Annotated in this window: 14 protein-coding genes; 8 read left to right on the forward strand and 6 right to left on the reverse strand. The window is 46.5% G+C overall.

The genetic code is table 11. The features are described from left to right. Positions 1-185: 185 nt before the first annotated feature. From RIF36_RS13750 to RIF36_RS13760, 3 genes are all read right to left on the reverse strand, one after another. Positions 186-602, reverse strand: coding sequence for a hypothetical protein (locus tag RIF36_RS13750; protein ID WP_350122130.1), 417 nt, complete (start codon positions 600-602; stop codon positions 186-188). 127 nt (positions 603-729) lie between these two features. Next, on the reverse strand, positions 730-1,269 hold the full coding sequence (gene msrA / locus RIF36_RS13755; protein WP_350122132.1) for a peptide-methionine (S)-S-oxide reductase MsrA: 540 nt from the start codon (positions 1,267-1,269) through the stop codon (positions 730-732). Positions 1,270-1,389: 120 nt separating this feature from the next. Beyond that, a complete protein-coding gene (locus RIF36_RS13760) occupies positions 1,390-1,617 on the reverse strand; it encodes a hypothetical protein (RefSeq protein WP_151996778.1) in 228 nt (75 codons plus the stop codon). 207 nt (positions 1,618-1,824) lie between these two features. Here RIF36_RS13760 and mnmH point away from each other — a divergent pair, with 207 nt between their 5' ends. The 8 genes from mnmH (at position 1,825) to RIF36_RS13800 (ending at position 13,297) form a co-directional block, all read left to right on the forward strand. After that, complete coding sequence (gene mnmH, locus RIF36_RS13765; protein ID WP_350122134.1) at positions 1,825-2,856, forward strand: tRNA 2-selenouridine(34) synthase MnmH; 1,032 nt, start codon at positions 1,825-1,827, stop codon at positions 2,854-2,856. Beyond that, positions 2,849-3,883 carry a selenide, water dikinase SelD gene (gene selD, locus RIF36_RS13770; RefSeq protein WP_350122136.1) on the forward strand — a complete coding sequence of 345 codons (1,035 nt, stop codon included), beginning with the start codon at positions 2,849-2,851 and terminating at the stop codon, positions 3,881-3,883. Before mnmH ends, selD begins: the two co-directional genes overlap by 8 nt. Before the next feature lie 75 nt (positions 3,884-3,958). Then, entirely contained in the window at positions 3,959-6,637 is a 2,679-nt protein-coding gene (locus RIF36_RS13775) for a TonB-dependent receptor (RefSeq protein WP_350122138.1), read from the forward strand. 5 nt (positions 6,638-6,642) lie between these two features. Beyond that, complete coding sequence (locus RIF36_RS13780; RefSeq protein WP_350122140.1) at positions 6,643-7,737, forward strand: DUF4249 domain-containing protein; 1,095 nt, start codon at positions 6,643-6,645, stop codon at positions 7,735-7,737. Beyond that, on the forward strand, positions 7,646-8,788 hold the full coding sequence (locus tag RIF36_RS13785) for a DUF4249 domain-containing protein (RefSeq protein ID WP_350122142.1): 1,143 nt from the start codon (positions 7,646-7,648) through the stop codon (positions 8,786-8,788). Before RIF36_RS13780 ends, RIF36_RS13785 begins: the two co-directional genes overlap by 92 nt. 4 nt (positions 8,789-8,792) lie before the next feature. After that, positions 8,793-9,854: a DUF4249 family protein gene (locus tag RIF36_RS13790; RefSeq protein ID WP_350122144.1), complete on the forward strand. Its 1,062-nt coding sequence runs from the start codon at positions 8,793-8,795 to the stop codon at positions 9,852-9,854. Then, entirely contained in the window at positions 9,855-10,916 is a 1,062-nt protein-coding gene (locus tag RIF36_RS13795) for a DUF4249 domain-containing protein (protein ID WP_350122146.1), read from the forward strand. 2 nt (positions 10,917-10,918) lie between these two features. After that, on the forward strand, positions 10,919-13,297 hold the full coding sequence (locus RIF36_RS13800) for a hypothetical protein (RefSeq protein WP_350122148.1): 2,379 nt from the start codon (positions 10,919-10,921) through the stop codon (positions 13,295-13,297). An 89-nt stretch (positions 13,298-13,386) separates the two neighbouring features. Here the strand turns inward: RIF36_RS13800 and RIF36_RS13805 are convergent, their stop codons facing one another. From RIF36_RS13805 to RIF36_RS13815, 3 genes are all read right to left on the reverse strand, one after another. Next, the gene (locus RIF36_RS13805; protein ID WP_350073834.1) at positions 13,387-13,842 is read right to left on the reverse strand and encodes an Hsp20/alpha crystallin family protein; all 456 of its coding nucleotides are present in this window, start codon (positions 13,840-13,842) and stop codon (positions 13,387-13,389) included. 297 nt (positions 13,843-14,139) lie between these two features. Further along, complete coding sequence (locus RIF36_RS13810; RefSeq protein ID WP_350122150.1) at positions 14,140-15,843, reverse strand: glutamine--tRNA ligase/YqeY domain fusion protein; 1,704 nt, start codon at positions 15,841-15,843, stop codon at positions 14,140-14,142. Between the two features lie 150 nt (positions 15,844-15,993). Beyond that, the gene (locus RIF36_RS13815) at positions 15,994-18,399 is read right to left on the reverse strand and encodes a TonB-dependent receptor (protein WP_350122152.1); all 2,406 of its coding nucleotides are present in this window, start codon (positions 18,397-18,399) and stop codon (positions 15,994-15,996) included. Between the last annotated feature and the right edge of the window lie 12 nt (positions 18,400-18,411).

The following is an 18,411-nucleotide window of genomic DNA, read 5'->3' on the forward strand; positions in this document are numbered from 1 at the left end:
GTCAAATAGCTGCCTACCTATCTAGGGCAAACGCATTTAAAACAAATTGGACATATTATTATCAAAGCTGTTTTTCTACCCCTGCCCTTAAGGGTGAAACAGCTTTGAAATTCTCCTTTCCCTTTAGGGTCAGGGTAAAAAAGAAGAATTTCAAAGCTAAATAGTTTTAAATGCGTTTGCCCTGCCTACCTATCCATCATCTTCTCAACCAGTGTCGAAACTTCACTGGTTATTGCATCCAACTCTGCTTTTAGGTTCTTTTGCAGCTCGGAAAGTTCATTTTCTGTGAGCGTTTCAATTTTGATATGATTGTGCGGGTGGTAATGATCTTTATGGTCTGCTGCTTCTCCAACGGCCACCACCTTCTCCTCCCAGGCTTCCAGTTTTGCACTAAGTGCTTTCAATTCCTCCGAAAAAACAGCCAGCGTCGTATCTCTGGCCAGAATTTGCTCCATCGAATCAAAAATAGACCTTGTTTCGGCTTCGGTGGCCAGCAATTCCTCATGAGCCTCAAAAGCTTGCTGATATTCCTTGCCCGGCTTTCCGGGGCTACAAGAAAACCCGAGCAAAATGATGATAAGAACGAAGGGCTTAAAATTCATAGATAGTCTCTTTTTTACACGCTAACACCCAAGCGAAAGCTACGAAGCCGCAAGGTATTACCTCGTGCAATAAAATCAACTGTTTGATGAATTTTAAGCCCTAAAATCAAGTGTCCCTGCCGGTGGCTCAGACCTGGCTCAACTTAAGTTTGTCCCCATACTTCTTTTTGAGTTTCTCTACTTTCGGGCGAATAACAAATGAACAATAAGGTTGGGATCCATTGAGCTCAAAATAGTGCTGATGATAGTCCTCCGCCAGATAGAATTCACTGTACGGACTTATTTCCGTAACTATTGGCGAAGCGAAAACACCGCTCTTGTCTAATTGTTCTTTGTACCTGACGGCGAGTTCCATTTGCTCCTGGCTGTGGTAGTATACGACTGACCTGTATTGAGGCCCCACATCATTGCCCTGACGATTGAGAGTGGTGGGATCATGCGTATTCCAAAAAATTTCCAACATCTCGTCGAATGAAACTAATTTTGGGTCAAAGGTCACTTGCACCACCTCGGCATGGCCTGTTCTTCCGCCACACACCTCTCTGTAGCTTGGATTCTTCTCCTTGCCGCCGGAGTAGCCCGACTCTACTTTTATAACGCCTTTAATATTTTGAAAGATTGCTTCGGTGCACCAAAAGCACCCAGAACCGAACGTTGCCTTTTCCAATGTGATCTCCTTTTTTGATATGGTTTGCTACTTGTACAACTGCGCTTCCAAATAACATAAACCAAGCCCAATAGTTTCCATAGCGCCAGTTATTCCCGGAGATTGGTTAGGCAGCCGACATTAACCCAATACCCTGCTCTCGTAAATGTTTTGCAGCTTGTTTCTGTCCTCATCCGTTAAGTGGGGGTTTTGCAGCATGCGGAACAGGTCGCTGCGATTCGATATGCCATATTTGGCGAGGACATCGTTTTTCTTCATCTTCTTTTTCCTCTGCCGAATCACAAAGAACATCACGATTTGTAACACAAGAACGGGGACGAGGAACCAGAGAAGATTAGTAATACTCATTACTTAGAATTTTCGTTATCAATAATCAATAGACAATATAGCCAAAAAAACGTTGCATCAACAGCCACCCCAACCGACAAATACCGTCGTGTGGAATGCCCCTTTATTTACCTACTGTTATTTAACGGATAAGTTTCATGAAAGTAGGTTAATAATCGCTAATTTTTGGATTGAATAGGAACAGCCAACAGTAGCGTCCAAGAAAAAATGGTCAAAAGCGTTGATATTGAAGAGTTTCTGGAGCTTAGCAGGCAAAACCCGGTTGTAGACGTGAGGTCTCCATCGGAGTACGCTTACGGTAGAATCCCAGGGGCGGTGAACCTGCCACTCTTTGAGGATGATGAACGGGCTGAAATTGGCACGCTCTACAAGCAGCAAGGTAAGGACATCGCCGTGAAACGTGGGCTGGAAATAGTGGGCCCCAAAATGCGGCCAATGGTTGAATTTGCAGAGCAGCTCACCTTCAAAGACCATATTTTGGTGCATTGCTGGCGGGGAGGCATGAGGTCGGGCAGCGTGGCCTGGCTGCTGCAAACGTATGGCTTGCCGGTGGTTACACTCAAAGGCGGCTACAAACGGTTCAGGAATCACGTGTTGGACAAATTCGTTGATAAGATGGAGCTCATGGTCATCACAGGCCCTACTGGCTCCGGCAAAACGGATTTAATCAAAGCCCTGGCGACCATTGGTCAGCAGGTGGTTGATTTGGAAGGTCTGGCCCGTCACAAGGGATCGGTTTTTGGCGAGCTTGGGCAAGAGGCGCAACCTTCCTCCGAGCACTTCCAAAACGAACTTTTCTGGGTCATCAAAGACTTTGATTTTTCGCAACCCGTCTGGCTTGAAGACGAATCAATAGGCATTGGCAAAGTGATGATCCCTGAAGCCTTCTGGCGGCAAATGGGCAAAAGCTCCCGTGTGCATTTTAATATGGACAGAAATATCAGGATCAAACGCCTGGTATCCGAATATGCCAGCTTCCCGCAGACGGTTCTGGACGAAAAAATCACCGTACTCGAAAAGAAACTGGGTGGACAGCACGCCAAAAGTGCACTGGAACTGCTTAGATCGGGCGACTTTGCAGGTGTAGCTGACGTGCTGCTCGTCTACTACGACAGAGCTTACAAAAACGCCTTGATTCGACACAAAAATGACTTGTTGCTGGAAATAGAAGCCGATCATGAAGACTTTGCCAAATGGGCTGAACTAGTTATAGAAAAAACGAAAACTCAATATGTCTGAACCAATAAAGCTTACCCAATACAGCCACGGCGCAGGGTGTGGTTGCAAAATATCACCCAAGGTGCTGGAAACCATCCTGAGCAAATCAACTGACAAAACATTCTTTCCTTCCCTGCTGGTGGGCAACCATACCAACGACGATGCCGCTGTGTATGATTTAGGAAATGGCACCGCCATCATCAGTACCACCGACTTCTTTATGCCCATCGTGGACGACCCATTCGACTTTGGGGGCATTGCTTCTGTAAACGCTATCAGCGATGTCTACGCTATGGGAGGCACTCCCATCATGGCCATTGCCATACTGGGCTGGCCCATCGACAAACTGGCACCTGAGGTGGCCAATCAGGTGCTGAACGGAAGCCGCAAGGCTTGCGAAGAGGCAGGCATTCCTTTGGCTGGCGGCCACAGTATTGACGCACCAGAACCCATTTTTGGACTGGCTGTAACAGGTACCATACCGGTAACCAATATTAAGAAAAACTCAACGGCCACGGCAGGATCGTACCTGTACCTGACCAAGCCCCTGGGCATTGGCATCATCACCACGGCCCAAAAAAGGGGCATTGTGACTGAGGAGCACCTGGCTGTGGCTAAAAAGAGCATGCTCACATTGAATAAGCTGGGAGCGAAGCTCGGAACCCTCCCCTACGTGTCGGCAGTGACAGACGTAACCGGCTTCGGACTGCTGGGGCATTTGGCTGAGGTATGCGAAAGCAGCGGCGTATCTGCCACCATCGACTTCGGCAAGGTGCCAAAATTTGATTTCCTTGACGATTATCTCAATCAGAAAAGTATTCCAGGAGGCACCGTTAGAAACTGGGAAAGCTACGGCCACAAAATCAGCGAAATTTCCGACTATCAGCGATCAATTCTTGCTGACCCACAAACGAGCGGCGGATTACTTATTGCCGTTGATGAAAATGAGGTTTCAAATTTCGAAGCTTTTTTGAAAATTGAGGGAATACAGTTACAGCCATTTGGTTACCTGTCGCCGGAAGAAGAATATGTAATTCAGGTAAAATAAACCAATTCCAACCTGAAAGGCTATAGTGGTTTCTATTAGAAAACCTGTTGTAGCTTACGATACCTACCAATGCCTATGAAAAAAAACTACTGCTTCCTCCTCCTGTTGGTGTTGTTTAACTATGATGGAAACGCTCAGGATGTTTCTGAATGGAAAACAAAAATAGGACAACTGGAAAAGGCATTTGGCATCGACATATACTATCGGGATGAGTGGGTTGACGCTTCCAAGGTAACTATCCCTGACACTTCTCTTCCAAGGGATCAGGCGTTAGGTGCGTTCCTCTCCCCCCTTAACCTTTCCTACATCACCTATCGAAAAAAACTGGTTGTATTACTGCCCGACTCAACTGCCAGAAGGTTCGCTTCCAGCTCGGAAGACTATGGTTCTCAATTAAAAATTCCGGAGGGAGTCACCATCATAGGCGACCTAAAATCTTTCGGAACCCAAAGGAATGCCACTATTCGGGGGCGTATCCTTGACGCAAATAGTGGTGACCCGCTGGTAGGTGCGAATGTGATGCTTGTAGGCACTAATAGATCGACCAGCACCAACGAAAAAGGCGAGTACTCCTTTCAAGTGCCTGTTGGCTTGTACGACCTGCTCATTACAACGGTAGGATACATCGAGGAAAGAAAGCCCGTAGCAATTGTTGGCGATGGGCAGCTAAGCACCGAACTATTTGACACCACTTACGAGCTTGAGGAAATTACCATCCGGGAAAGAGCGTTTGAAAACAACGTAACAGATGCAAAAATGGGCATCAATTCAATAGATGTGGCTTCTATCAGGCGGTTACCTTCATTCCTCGGAGAGGCTGACGTAATAAAAAGCCTGACTTTTCTTCCCGGTGTAAGCTCTGTTGGCGAGGGCTCGTCTGGGTTTAATGTGAGAGGAGGAAACTTTGACCAAAACCTGATCCTGATGGATGGTGCGCCAGTCTTTTATCCGTCACACATGTTGGGCTTCTTCTCCCTCATTAACTCGGAAATGGTGGATAACCTTACACTCTACCGGGGCGGAGTTCCATCCAAATACGGTGGCCGGATAAGCTCAGTGCTGGACATCCGACTCAAAGAAGGCGACAAGAAACGGTGGAACGGCAATGTGGGACTAGGGCCTATCACCAGCAAAGCCTTTGCAGAAGGGCCACTGATAAAAAACAAAGCGTCGCTTGCCCTCGGCGTTCGGGTGGCCAGTGCCGACTGGATTTTGAAGCGAACAAGAAGTATTGAACTTCGGGAAAGCGGAGCCAGGTATATCGATTTTCAGGGCACCATCGACGCATTTGTTACCGACAAAGACAAGGTGAGGCTCTCCGGCTATATGAGCGGCGATAGATTTTCATTTGCTCAGGACGCTATTTACAGCTATCAGAACAAAATCTACTCAGTTTCATGGACACACTCCTTTCCTCAAAACATTTATCTCAAAGTAAATGGTGCCTCCAGCGACTATGATTTTGAAGTGGAGAACACCGAAACATTGCGTGAGTACATCATGCAAAGCGGTATTCATTATAAAGATGTAAAAGCAGACCTCACTTACGATCCAGGAAACGGCTTTCAGGCAGAAGTGGGGGTGTTGGCCGGTAAGTACAATATTGAGCGGGGCGAATTGGAGCCAACTACCATCTCTTCACTGGAAGCAGCCCGCAGCCTTCAGGACATGAACGGAATAGAAAAGGCTGTATACGGATCTCTCGAGTGGAAGCCTGCTTCATGGCTTACCTTATCGGCAGGCAGCCGGTATACAACCTTTGATCAAAAAGGGCCATTGAAAATTTATTCCTATGATCCGGCGCTGGCCAGGGATGACGACGCCATTATAGACTCCACCAGCTATGCCAAAGGTGATGTAATCAATACCTACGCAGGTTTTGAGCCACGGGGCTCTGCAAGCATCAAAATAGCCGAAGAGCAGTCGATCAAGATTGGGTACAACCGGATGAGGCAGTACATTAATATTGTTTCTAACACGGCGGCCGTCACCCCTTTCGATATCTGGACCACCAGCGGCACTCATTTCAAGCCTGTTATCGGCGACCAGTACGGCATTGGCTATTTCAGGAACTTCACAAAGAATAAGCTGCAAACGTCGGTTGAGCTATTTTATAAGGAAGTGCAGAATGTGACCGAGTACAAGAACAATGCTGACCTTTTCCTAAAAGACAATATTGAAACAGAATTGCTTCAGGGTTTTGGCCGGTCTTATGGCGCCGAATTTCTCGTTCAAAAGGATGCTGGATTACTTACCGGATGGGTTAGCTATACCTACTCCCGAAGTCTGAGAACGATAAACGGAGAGCTGGAGGAACAAAAGATCAACAGGGGCAAAGAATATGCTGCCGACTTTGACAAACCTCATACGCTGAATATTGTCTCCACTTATAAGCTGTCACGACTCTGGAGGTTTTCGGGCAATTTCACCTATAGCACAGGGCGCCCTACCTCCTACCCAATTGATAAATATGTATTCAATGGGATTGTAGTCGCTCAATTTTCAGAGCGAAACCAGTTCAGGGTGCCAGACTATCACCGGCTCGATATAGCATTTTCGGTTGACGGCACCAACAAGCGAAAAGCCAAGGTGGAAACCTCATGGACTTTTTCGCTATACAATGTCTACGGCCGCAAAAATGCCTATTCAGTCTTTTTTAGCCAACGGAACTCCGACCCGCCTGTAACTCCCTACAAGCTTGCCGTGCTCGGGATACCATTCCCTTCAGTCACCTTCAATCTTAAATTTTTGTAGAGCAGATGCGGTTCAGCAACCCAATACAGCGATTACAAATAGCACCGGGAGGATTTCGCAAAAGAATTACCTCGAATCTGTCCTGCGCTTTCGTGCTGCTATTGGCGTGCGCTAGCTGTGTTGAACCATATGAAGTTGACGTACCCAAACAAGACAATATCCTTATTGTAGAAAGTATGTTGCTGGATCATCCCGACTATCAACGAACCAGGTTGTATTTCCAACACCAGGATGGGCCTCGGGAGCTCATCTACAATGCTATAGTCAGCATTTCAAATAAAGCCGGAGACTCCTGGCCGCTGGTCGTCACCTACGACGGATCATACGTCCCCCTTTCTGGCAGCATTGAGGTGGCGGCCGGGGACGAATTCCAACTGGAGATTGCTATCGGAGATTCGATCAGAGCCGTTTCAACCTGGGAAAAAGTTCCTGAGCCATCGGAGATTGATACCGCTTTCATTGAGGCGAAATACCGATCCGTCGTTAACAACAGAGGGATTGAGACGACTTCGAAAGGAATTGAAATTTTTGTAGCAACAAAGCCAGTTGCTTCGGAAAACACCTACTTGCGCTGGACTTACGAAGACACCTACGCCTATGATGCACCCATGGCATCAGACCTCTGCAGCGAGTGTCAATACTGCTACATACAGGAAGAAACAGAGAACTTTATTGAACTGGCAGAAGTGTTGAATAGCAAGGGGAAAGTTCTTTCCGGCAAGTCAATTGAGTTTATTGAGTTCGACGAACGGTTTGGGATCAGATTCAGCGTGTTGGTCCAGCAGCTTACCATTACAAAAGCTGCCTACGAGTACTACAAATCCATCAATCAACTCAATGAAGCACGGGGCAGCATTTTTGATCCGCCACCGGCAGTCCTGAGGGGAAATGTCAGCAACAACCTCATGCCCACCGAAACAGTTTACGGCTTTTTTGAGGTGGGAAAATACAGCGAAGCCTCTGCCATGATAACGAAATCTGACATTGACTTTCTGATACCCTCATTTTATGAAAATTGTTTGGTTTCAAACCCTGGAGCTGACTGTTTCGACTGCCGGGCAAGGGAAGGCGCCACCAAAGTCAGGCCCGACTACTTTTGATCTTATGATTATCAGGAAACTATCATATGGCCCTTTATTCACGCTCGTGCTGCTTGCCGGGTGTATTGAACCGTTTTCTCTTGACATTGAGCGTGTTTCCAACCAGATAATTGTTGAGGCAATTCTCTCCAACCATCCCGAGTTGCAATCAGTAAAGCTTCGTCAAACACCAAACGACCCTCTCGGGTTTATTGAATTAGAAGGAGCAATAGTGAAGGTTGAAAATTCGAACGGCATAAAGTTTTCTTTTTCCGAAGCCTCTGCAGGCACCTATTATCCCACCACTCCCATTGAAGTCACTAATGGAGAGAAGTACCGGCTGCTAGTTGATCTGGGAGATTCCGTGCAAATAGTATCAAACTGGCAAAGTGTTCCGCCACCGCTCAAAATAGAGACGGCATACGTGTCGCCCACCATTGAGCAATCTCTTAATGACAATGGCTACTTAATACCCTATTACGGCTTTTCCTACTACGTCACCTCTGAGTATACCAATGCTACGAGCACTTTTGTCCGTTATTCCTACCAGTCGGCCTACATTATGGAGTCGCCAATGCGGAGCTCCCTTTGTTGGGATTGCACTGGCTGTTACATTGTCAGCAATGCAAAGGACTTCATAAAAACCGCATTTGTGGAGAATGGCAGCAGAAAGAGACTTTCAAACTATCAGATTGCATTCATCAACTCCTCCTACGAGTATTCCATCAAAAAAACCCTCCGGATATTTCAACACTCCATTAACGAAGACACGTACGAGTATTACGCTACCATTGAGCAACAAAAAAACCTGAAAGGCACCATATTCGATCCGCCTCCGGCTATAGTGAAAACCAACCTAAAAGACGTAAGGAACCCTGAACGAGCCATCTACGGCTTCTTTGAAGTTAACAGCGTTGATGAAGCTTCGGTAAGTACCAATGGCAATAGTGCGCCTTTTGCAGTGCGCACATTTGATGAAATATGTACTCCGTATAACTTATACACCAATCCGCAGTGCGCCGACTGCCGTGTGAAAGAAGGTGCTACAAATGAAAGGCCAGCCTGGTTCTAATAAAATGATCAAAAAAATAGCCACATACTGTTTCGTCATTGCAGCTGTCAGTCTGACCAGTTGCATTGAGCCTTTTTCAATCGACCTGGCTAGCGCTACAAATCAGACAATTGTTGTGGAGGGAATGATTTCGAATTCACCAGAATTTCAGGAAATAGTACTTAAGTTACATTACCCTAACGACAGTGCTCGCATGATTAGTGGGGCCAGGGTTCTACTGGAACACGAGACCGGCAGAAAATCAGAGTTTTCAGAATTGGGAGCAGGTAAATATCACCCCAGCGGAACCCTAACAATTGTTGAAGGAAGTAGGTACAGGCTACTTATTGATATGGGTGATTCTGTTTCCATCGAATCGAATTGGCAAGCAGCTCCTTTGCCCCTCGGAATTGAAAATGGCTATTTTGACGCTATACCTCAGATAGCTGTCAATGATTTGGGGTTTGACATCCAAACTAACGGTTTTAATTATTTCATTACAACAGCGCCATCGGTAAACGAAAATACCTATATGAGGTATGACTACCAATATGGCTACCAGATGGAAGCACCTTTCAGAAGCACTCTTTGCCCTGATTGCAATAGTTGCTTTATTCTTGGTAAGAGTAAAGACTTTATAAAGACTGGTGATATCCTGGGCGGCAGCGACGGCCAGTTGAAAGATTTTAAGGTGTTGTTTATTCCATCCAATGTAGAGTATTCGCTGGTGAAAACAGTTAGGATTATCCAATTCGCCTTAACAGAAAAAAGCTACGAATACTATCGGCTAATAGAACAACAAAAAAAGCTTGAAGGAACAATTTTTGATCCTCCTCCGGCCGTCTTCGAAACTAGCTTTAAAGACTTGAAAAACCCTGCCCGAAGGATTTATGGGGTATTCGATCTGAACGCAGTGACCGAAACTTCGGTGACGGTCAGGAAAGGCGATGCTGACTTCAGAATAGACACTTTTACAGAGGTGTGCACGGAGAGAAATGGCTTTGGCAACCCCGATCGGTCAAAACCAGAATGCTTTGACTGCAAAAGAAAGGCGGGATCAACTTTTAACAGGCCAGTCTGGTTCTAAATGAGATCAGTTAAACGATATTGGCTCGCCCCTTATTTGGCCGTTTTGCTGCCAGCCTTCTTGCCAGCATGCGTAGAGCAGTTTGAGCTCGACATACCAAGGTCAACGCAAAACTTTGTGGTAGAGGCCCTCCTGTTGGACGACGCAAGGTTTCAGAAGGTGGTACTTTCAAAGATCAACCTAGACGGGAAGTCGGAGCCATTCGACGATGCCAGGGTCGTTCTGCAATCAGACAACGACGATATAGAAATAGTATTTGAGTCGAGGGGCGAGGGACTGTACACCCCACTAGCGTTTCTGCAGATTGCCAGGGGAGACAAATATCGTTTGGTGATCGATACTGATGAGGAGACAAGAATTGTGTCAGACTGGGAGGAGGTGCCTGACGCAGTAGCACTTGAAGGAGGCTACTGGGAGTCACACACCTTTGAGTTTGTGAACGACAATGGCGTGACGATAAAAAGAAATGGAATTAATTTCAAAGTCAATACGGGTACTTTTCAGTCTCCAAACACCTTTCTGAGATACGACTTCGAAACCGCCCATATCAATGAAGCTCCCTTTAGAGACCCAAGGTGTGATTGCCTCAACTGCTATATTATCTCTGGCTCGGACGAGTTCCTGAACATCACCAATGCCACGGAATCGGAAGGTAAATCGATTAAAGATCACCTCATTACGTTTCTACCTCTTGATAAGAGATTCAGCTTCCGGCTTACCATGCTTGTTCGTCAGATTGCCATTACACGGAATGCTTTTCTTTTCTATCAGTCTATTGATCAGCAAAGAAACCTGAACGGCAGCATCTTCGATCCGCCACCGGCAATTATCAAGGGCAACCTGTACGTGGAAGGGAAAGAAGACATAAATGTGTACGGGTTATTTGAGGTAGGACGACTGTCAGAGATTCCAATTACTATTTATAAGAGCAACATAAAAAACGAGTTCCTTACCTACCTCGACATTTGCTATGCAGGAGCGAGGATCAACAATATAGAATCCTTTTGCTTTAGCTGCTATGCCGAAGAAGGAGCGAGTCCGAGGCCCTATTACTTTGAATAACTATGAAATACCTACTGTTACTTCCGTTATGCGTTCTTGGTCTGGCTAAAGCCAGTGGCCAAGACGATTCACCAGAAAAGCTTGTCCCCGAATTCATTCACCTGACTACGGACAAGCCTTTCTATTTCGAAGAAGAAAGATTGATTTTTCAGGCTGTTGCATTGAGCAACAAAACCTTCAAGGTGGTAAAAAGAAATGACGTCATCTATTCAGAACTATTGAACGCCAGGGGAGAAACAATAGGGTCGGCCAGGTTCTTGTGGGTGAATGGCGTAGCCAGCGGAGAATTTCGGCTGCCTCTCCTATTCGATGAACAAGCGATACACTACCTCCATGTATTTACTCCTTCCCTTCTTAACAATACCGAATGGGTAGAAGCCTCTATCCCCATCAGCACTTATCAAATACCCTCGTCGGCCATTGAAGAAAACTCAATAGCCCAATTGGCTACCAAAGAGGAGCCCGGTTTGGTTATTTCTCCTGACAACGGAAGGATATACTCTCATCTCCCTAACCAGGTCTTTTTCAGGGTGACAAACCCAGAGCCAGGCATAGCCTACAAGCTTACAGTTGAAAGGGAGAACGAATCCAAGGAAACCGTTTCTACCGATGGTGACTTGATGGGAGATTTCATAGTCAACCCTACTACCACCAAGCCCATTGGGTTGCAATTGTGGGACAATGCAACGGTCGTTGCTTCCACGACAATACAACCAGTGGAAACGCCAGGTATCACCCTCGAAGTGGCAACCGACAGTGCCAAAAACCTGGAGTTAAAAATCTACAGCACCTTCGACCTATCCAAGAAAGTCGAACTGGAAATAAGGCAGGGCGACTTGCTTGCTTTCAAAAGAATCGTGAGTATTAACCAGCCCATAATGACAATGCTGGTACCGGCCAGTGCTTCAGAGAGAACGGCGGCTTATTCAATCATTGTTCGGGACGAGGCAAAGAAATTGCTGATCGAGAGGTTTGTTTTTGTTGAGGATCCAATTGAGGAGAGACTAAAATGGATCAATCAGCGGGGCAAACTTCCATCTGGAAGCACCCCTAACCTACTGTTTATGGTCAACGTGGATAGTATCGATTTTTCGGAGACCTACCTTTCTGTCAAACTGGTCGATGAAAGGCTTCCTACACTAAACGGCAACAACCTGAGAACTTCAGGACAAACCTATGCCACCTATCAGTTAAAAAGAGCTGGGATATTTTCGGACGACGTTCCGCTGGCGTTTGATGACTTGGCTGCCAGCCAAAAAGAGGCGTGGGTTCAGACCAACCGCAGCAGGATCACCGTCAAACCTCCGGTTCTGGTGTCAGACTCTATACAGCTGGCGCCTGATCCATTCCAGAAAGGTTTTAGAATAACGGGCAGAATAACGTTTAAAGAAACCGGAGAGCCTTTACAATACTGTCCCCTGGCCCTGGCCAACACGAGTGACTTTTCATTATTCCGGTTTGCCAAAACCACAAAAGACGGGTTCTTCAAGTTTGAAAACCTCACATTCGAGGGTGAAAACGAGCTGTTTCTGGCTCTCCAGAGGTACTACGACCATGATGTGGATATTGTGATTGACCGGCCCGTGTTTCCTCAATTCAAAATGTCAGCTGCAAGTCCTCCCAAGATGGTTTCACGAAACAAAACGGCTTTGCTAAACGAAGCCCTGGAGAGAAGCATTATCGACAGCGTGTACACGGGCACATCCGATGTCGTTAAAGTTTTCCAGGAAAACAACTTCATTAGCAAAATTGCCGGCTTTTTCCTCGAACCAACGGAAGTGATTGATCCGCTCGTATATGTGCCCTTCAACGAAATGAAGGATGTCTTCAAAGAAATTTTGCCCAGCGCCTATTTACGGTTCAAGAAAGGGAAACCGCTGATACGGATGGTGCACAACACCATTCAGCTGCCTTCAAATGCAGTTGTTACCGGATTAATGGACGTTCCTGCTCTGGTCATTGTCGATGGCGTGCCTATTTTCAATCAAGCTGAAGTATTAAGTATTAATCCAGCCCTGGTCACCAAGTATGAATTGTACCACGGCCTTTTTACCCTCGGACACGAAGTGTATCTGGGGCTTGTACACATAGTAACCAATGTCGACTACCTGAACCAAAAGGAAATCAAAGGGCTTCACAAGTTCAAGTACATGGGAGTTAATGCTTCGAACCCGATCGCCATCGGGCCAAAAGGGGAAGCCAACAGCCCTTATCTTTCTCCGGTAGGTTTTTGGGTTACCAATATTAACCCTGACGACAAGGGAGTGGTGCAGCTACCCATCAGGCTAACCAGCGTGCCTGGCGACTATTGGCTTATGTTAGAAGTTGTGACACCCAACGGAAGGGGTATGGTGGAAAAATGGCCGTTACAAATTGAATAGTACCGAAGCGTGACATCCTTAGGCCTTGCCAATAAAAAAAGCAGGCCACCAATGACAGCCTGCTTTCCATTCAATTATGTCAATAATATTTAAGCAATCGCAATTTGCCTTACGGGCCTTGGTTTGGCCTCCTCACGCTTAGGTATACTAACATGAAGTATGCCATTTTCGTAAGTGGCCTCAATTTTTTCTGTGTTTACCACATTTTCAGGGAGTGTAAAGCTTCTTTTGAATGAGCTGTAGCCGAACTCCCTTCTTGTGTAGCGGCCCTTTTCGTCCTTTTCCTCATTTTTCATCTCTTTTTCAGATGAAATCGTCAACAGATTGTTATTGACTTCAACGTGAAAGTCTTTCTTGTTGAAGCCAGGCGCCGCCACTTCGACATCAAAACCTTCTTCAGTCTCCTTCACATTCACCGCAGGCACGCTTGCACCAGGTGAGTTCACCAGTCCATTTTCAAAGTCAAACAAATCCCTCCCAAGGAAGCTGTCAAATACGCTTGGAAATTCTGGGAACAAGTTGTTGTTTCTTCTAATCAGTTTCATATCTCTTTTAAGTTTTTAGTTGAACATCTTTGATTTCAACTATACAAGAGAAATGCCAGCCCAGAGAAAAGCCAGAAAACATCAAAAAAAACAGACATTATGTCTTAATTGGAGGTAGTTTTGAATAAAATGATGACAAAATGTCTTTATTGACGATGACAGTACTTACTCAGAGCTATCAACAGGGGCTGCTGGTTTAATAGAAAAATTCAGCTTTTCCACCCCAAAAGAAACATACTCAACAAAAAAGCCCTTGTCTTTCGAAAAGGGCTCGTTATAATCGTTTCGTTTGTACGCCTAGTTGCCTGCCTGCTGAATCTTGGCCCAATCGTCTTTGAGCGTTACGGTTCGATTGAACGCCAGTTTATCAGGTGTTGAGTATTTGGTGTCAACGGTAAAGTATCCTTGTCTCTCGAATTGGTAACCAACACCTGCTTCAGCCTCTGCGAGCGATGGCTCCAGCGCAGCAGCTTCAATGATCTCAAGCGAACCCGGGTTGATGTTCTTTTTCCAGTCCTCTCCTTCCTCTACATCGGAAGGGTCTTCTACATTGAACAAACGGTCGTACAAACGAACTTCTGTTCTGTAGGCATGCTTAGCCGACACCCAGCTGAGGGTGCTTTTCACTTTTTTACCTGTTTGGTCTTCACCACTTTTGGTTAGTGGATCGTAAGTACAGTACACCTCCAGAATTTCTCCGGTGGCAGGGTCTTTCTTGAAATCAACACACTCGATGATATACGCATATTTCAGCCTCACTTCCCGACCTGGCCCCATCCTGAAAAACTTCTTCGGTGGGTCTTCCATAAAGTCCGACTGTTCAATGTATATCTCTCTTGAAAACGGCACTTTCCTCGTTCCACCATCCGGATCCTCGGGATTGTTGGTGGCATCCATTAATTCTTCTTTGTCCTCTGGGTAATTAGTGATAATCACCTTCAAAGGCCGTAAAACACCCATTTTTCTTGGAGCGATTTTGTTGAGGTCTTCCCGTACACTCCATTCGAGCAGGCCTACGTCAATGATATTATCCCTTTTGGCCACACCAATCCTGTCAGCAAAGGTGCGAATAGATGAAGGCGTATATCCTCTTCTTCTCAAGCCCGATATCGTTGGAAGCCGGGGATCATTCCACCCGTCTACATACCCCTCCTCCACCAGTTCAAGCAGCTTGCGCTTGCTCATCACTGTATAATTGAGGTTAAGCCTGGCAAATTCTATTTGCTGTGGATGGTAAACACCCAGCTCGTCAATGAACCAATCGTACAGCGGTCTGTGCACCTCAAACTCAAGTGTACACAAGGAATGTGTGATGCCCTCAATGCTATCCGAAAGGCCATGTGCAAAGTCGTACATGGGGTAGATATGCCATTTGTCGCCCGTGCGGTGGTGGTGGGCATGTTTGATGCGATACATCGACGGGTCACGCATGTGCATGTTCGGGTGCGCCATGTCTATTTTTGCCCTCACTACATGCGCACCATCGGCAAACTCACCCTTGCGCATTCTGTCGAACAAGTCCAGGTTTTCTTCCACCGATCTGTCTCTGAATGGACTGTTCTTGCCAGCTTTTGTCGGCGTGCCTTTGTAGTTTTTAGCAAAATCCTCAGAGGAAAGGCTATCCACATAGGCTTTGCCTTTCTTTATTAGCTGCTGTGCGTATTCGTAAAGTTGATCAAAGTAGTCGGAAGCATGATAGCGCCTTTCTTCCCAATCGAAGCCTAGCCATTTTACGTCCTCCATGATGGAGTTTACATACTCGTCGCTCTCCTTGGTAGGATTCGTATCGTCAAACCTCAGGTTACAAAGCCCATTGTATTTTTTGGCAGTGCCAAAATTAAGGCAAATAGACTTGGCATGGCCAATATGCAGGTAACCATTGGGCTCCGGAGGAAAACGGGTATGCACTTTACCGGCAAACTTTCCCGTTTTGTTATCTTCCTCAATGATTTGATGAATAAAGTTGATCGATTCTTTCTTTTCTTCCGTGTTTTCAGCCATGAGCCCAACCTGTGTTTTAAAAGGTGCAAATTAAAGCAATATTCCGCAACCAAGGTAATTTGCGCTGACTAAGATGCGGCAGAAAAAGAAAAGCCTGAAGCGTCTGATGATTGACAACGCAAGACAGCTTCAGGCTAACCAGTTGATAACTTAAAAACTTGTCCTGAGCGAAATAATGAAATTTCTCCCAGCACCAGCCATTCCTGAAGAATAGGGCTTATAGCGTTGGTCGGTCAGGTTTTCGACACCACCGGAAATGATAATATCATCGGATATTTTCTGGCTCACTTTAAAGTTAAGTGTATACCACGATGGTGAATAAGGGTTTCCTTCCTTATCTGCCGCATAAATCTCCGTCTTTCCTTTTTCCTCCTCAGGCATGTCGGCAAAGCCAACACCCCCACTGTATTGAGCGTAAAAATCCAGCTTCAGGTTTTTCACACCATACATAAAATGACTAGCGCCAAAAGCTGGTGCAGCATGCCTGGAAGGGCTTTTCGATCCGTCATCTAGCTCCTCTTCCCCCACTTGAACATTGTAGCGGGACGACAGTGTGAATCCATCAGGCAATTTGACTTCAAGACCCGCCTGAAAACCATAAACCGTTGCCCTGGCAGCATTCTGAATAGCCTGCACCTGGCTCAGCTCGCCGTCGTACACAATGCTATCAAGACCATTTAGCGTAAAGTCCCTGCGCACGAGGGCATTCGAAAGCACTGTGAAGAAGGCGGTGGCATCCAACTTGAGGAAATCTCCAACTACTTTAGCAACACCAATCTCAGCATTGTAAGCGTATTCGGCTTCAAGGTCAGGATTAGGCACTACCACCGCACCAGGCTCTGAGTCGAACACCTTTCCCACATCGTCCACATTCGGAGAACGGAAACCGGTGGAAAGGTTGGCACTGATTGACAGCTTCTCCCCCGGCGTCAGCACCACGCCTGCACTGCCGGTCAAGGCACCATTGTTCAAATCAGCGGTGGAAAACGGAAATGGGTAAAATGAATTATCGAAGGTGGCATTCAGACCAAAGCTATTGAAGCGGGCACCCGCCTGCACTAAGAGCAGGTTACTCAATCTATTCTGGTAAGTAGCATAAGCTGCATACGACGACCAATCGGACTGTGGGTACCTGGCAGGGCCTACCACCTTTTCTCCTGTCGAATTATCCTCATCAATGCCTTCGGAGTCCACTTTGTCGTAAATCATCTCCAACCCATAGTAAAGCTTCTGCCCTGCAACAAGTGACTTGGAGAAGTCGAGATTGGCAGAATAGGCATTTACTTTTTCAATGCGGATGGCTCGGGTTGAGCCATTAATGGGTCTGTCAATCCGGCTTTCTTCGAACAACTGATGTGCCAGCCTCAGCGTGACCTGGTCGAACACCCCCGTTTTGCTGCTGTAGGAAGAAGTCAGGTTGTTCATCATCCACTTCTGCGGTCCGTACGACCATTCCCCGTACCTTGGCAAGCCATTTCTATAACGGATGTGCCTGTCGTAACGAGCGTAGTCAGAAGTTTCCGAATAGTGAAATACATAAACGATGTCCCATCGTTTATTTGGCACAAAACGCACCTTCTGCATCATGTTGGTTTGCTGGTAGCCACTAGGCCGTTGCACGAGCGGATTGTCGTTGGTTACCACCCGGTCGACACTATCGATTCGCTGCACATAAAAAGGCCTGAGATAGCCGTCGGGGCCCTTGGTTCCCATTCGAAGATCGCCATAGTCGTTGTAAGAAAAGCTGGTCACCGACGACCATTTTTTCCAGCCAACATTGAAATCCAAATGGGCAGTTTTCTCACTATTGGCAGACGAAAACCTGGTGGCAGCACTTCCCTTAGTCAGCGTTTCGTCAGTAAGGCTAAGGTGCGGGGTGAGCGTTGTGAAACTCATCACACCACCAATGGCGTCACTTCCATATATCACCGACCCGGGTCCAAAGAATACCTCCGTGTTTTCTGTAGCAAAGGGATCCAGCGAAATAACGTTTTGCAAGTTTCCTCCTCTGAAAATGGCGGTATTCATGCGTACGCCGTCCACTGTGAGCAAAAGGCGGTTGGTGGCAAAGCCCCGAATCATTGGACTGCCTCCACCCTGCTGGCTTTTTTGAATAAAAACCTGACCGGAAGACCCAAGCAAATCAGCTGCGGTTTGAGGGTTGAGAAGGGCAGCATCCTTGGGCGTGATAGTCGCAATGTGCACTGGTACGTCTCTTGTCGACTGGCTCCATTTGCTGGCAGAAACCACGACCTGGTCCAGCGAAATATTGGACTGCTGCATCAGCAAAACCGGATCACCTGTAGCCAGCGTTGCATAGGAGCTAAGAATGCGATTATAGCCCACCAGCCTGACTTCTATTTTATCAGCTCCTTCAAAATCAGAAATGTCGACCATTCCTGACGAGTTGGTCATGGCAGTGGCTCTTGGCACTTCGCTGTAGAGCGTGACCAGCTCCAAAGGTTCATTATTTTCTTTGTCTTTTATTGTTATTATTTGCGCATAACTCACCAGCACCAGGCTTGTGAGCAAGCATGACAGTATCAATCTTCTCATCTTATGATAGTC

Origin of the sequence: Imperialibacter sp. (genome assembly GCF_040222815.1) — a bacterium.
Taxonomy (GTDB): Bacteria; Bacteroidota; Bacteroidia; order Cytophagales; family Cyclobacteriaceae; genus Imperialibacter.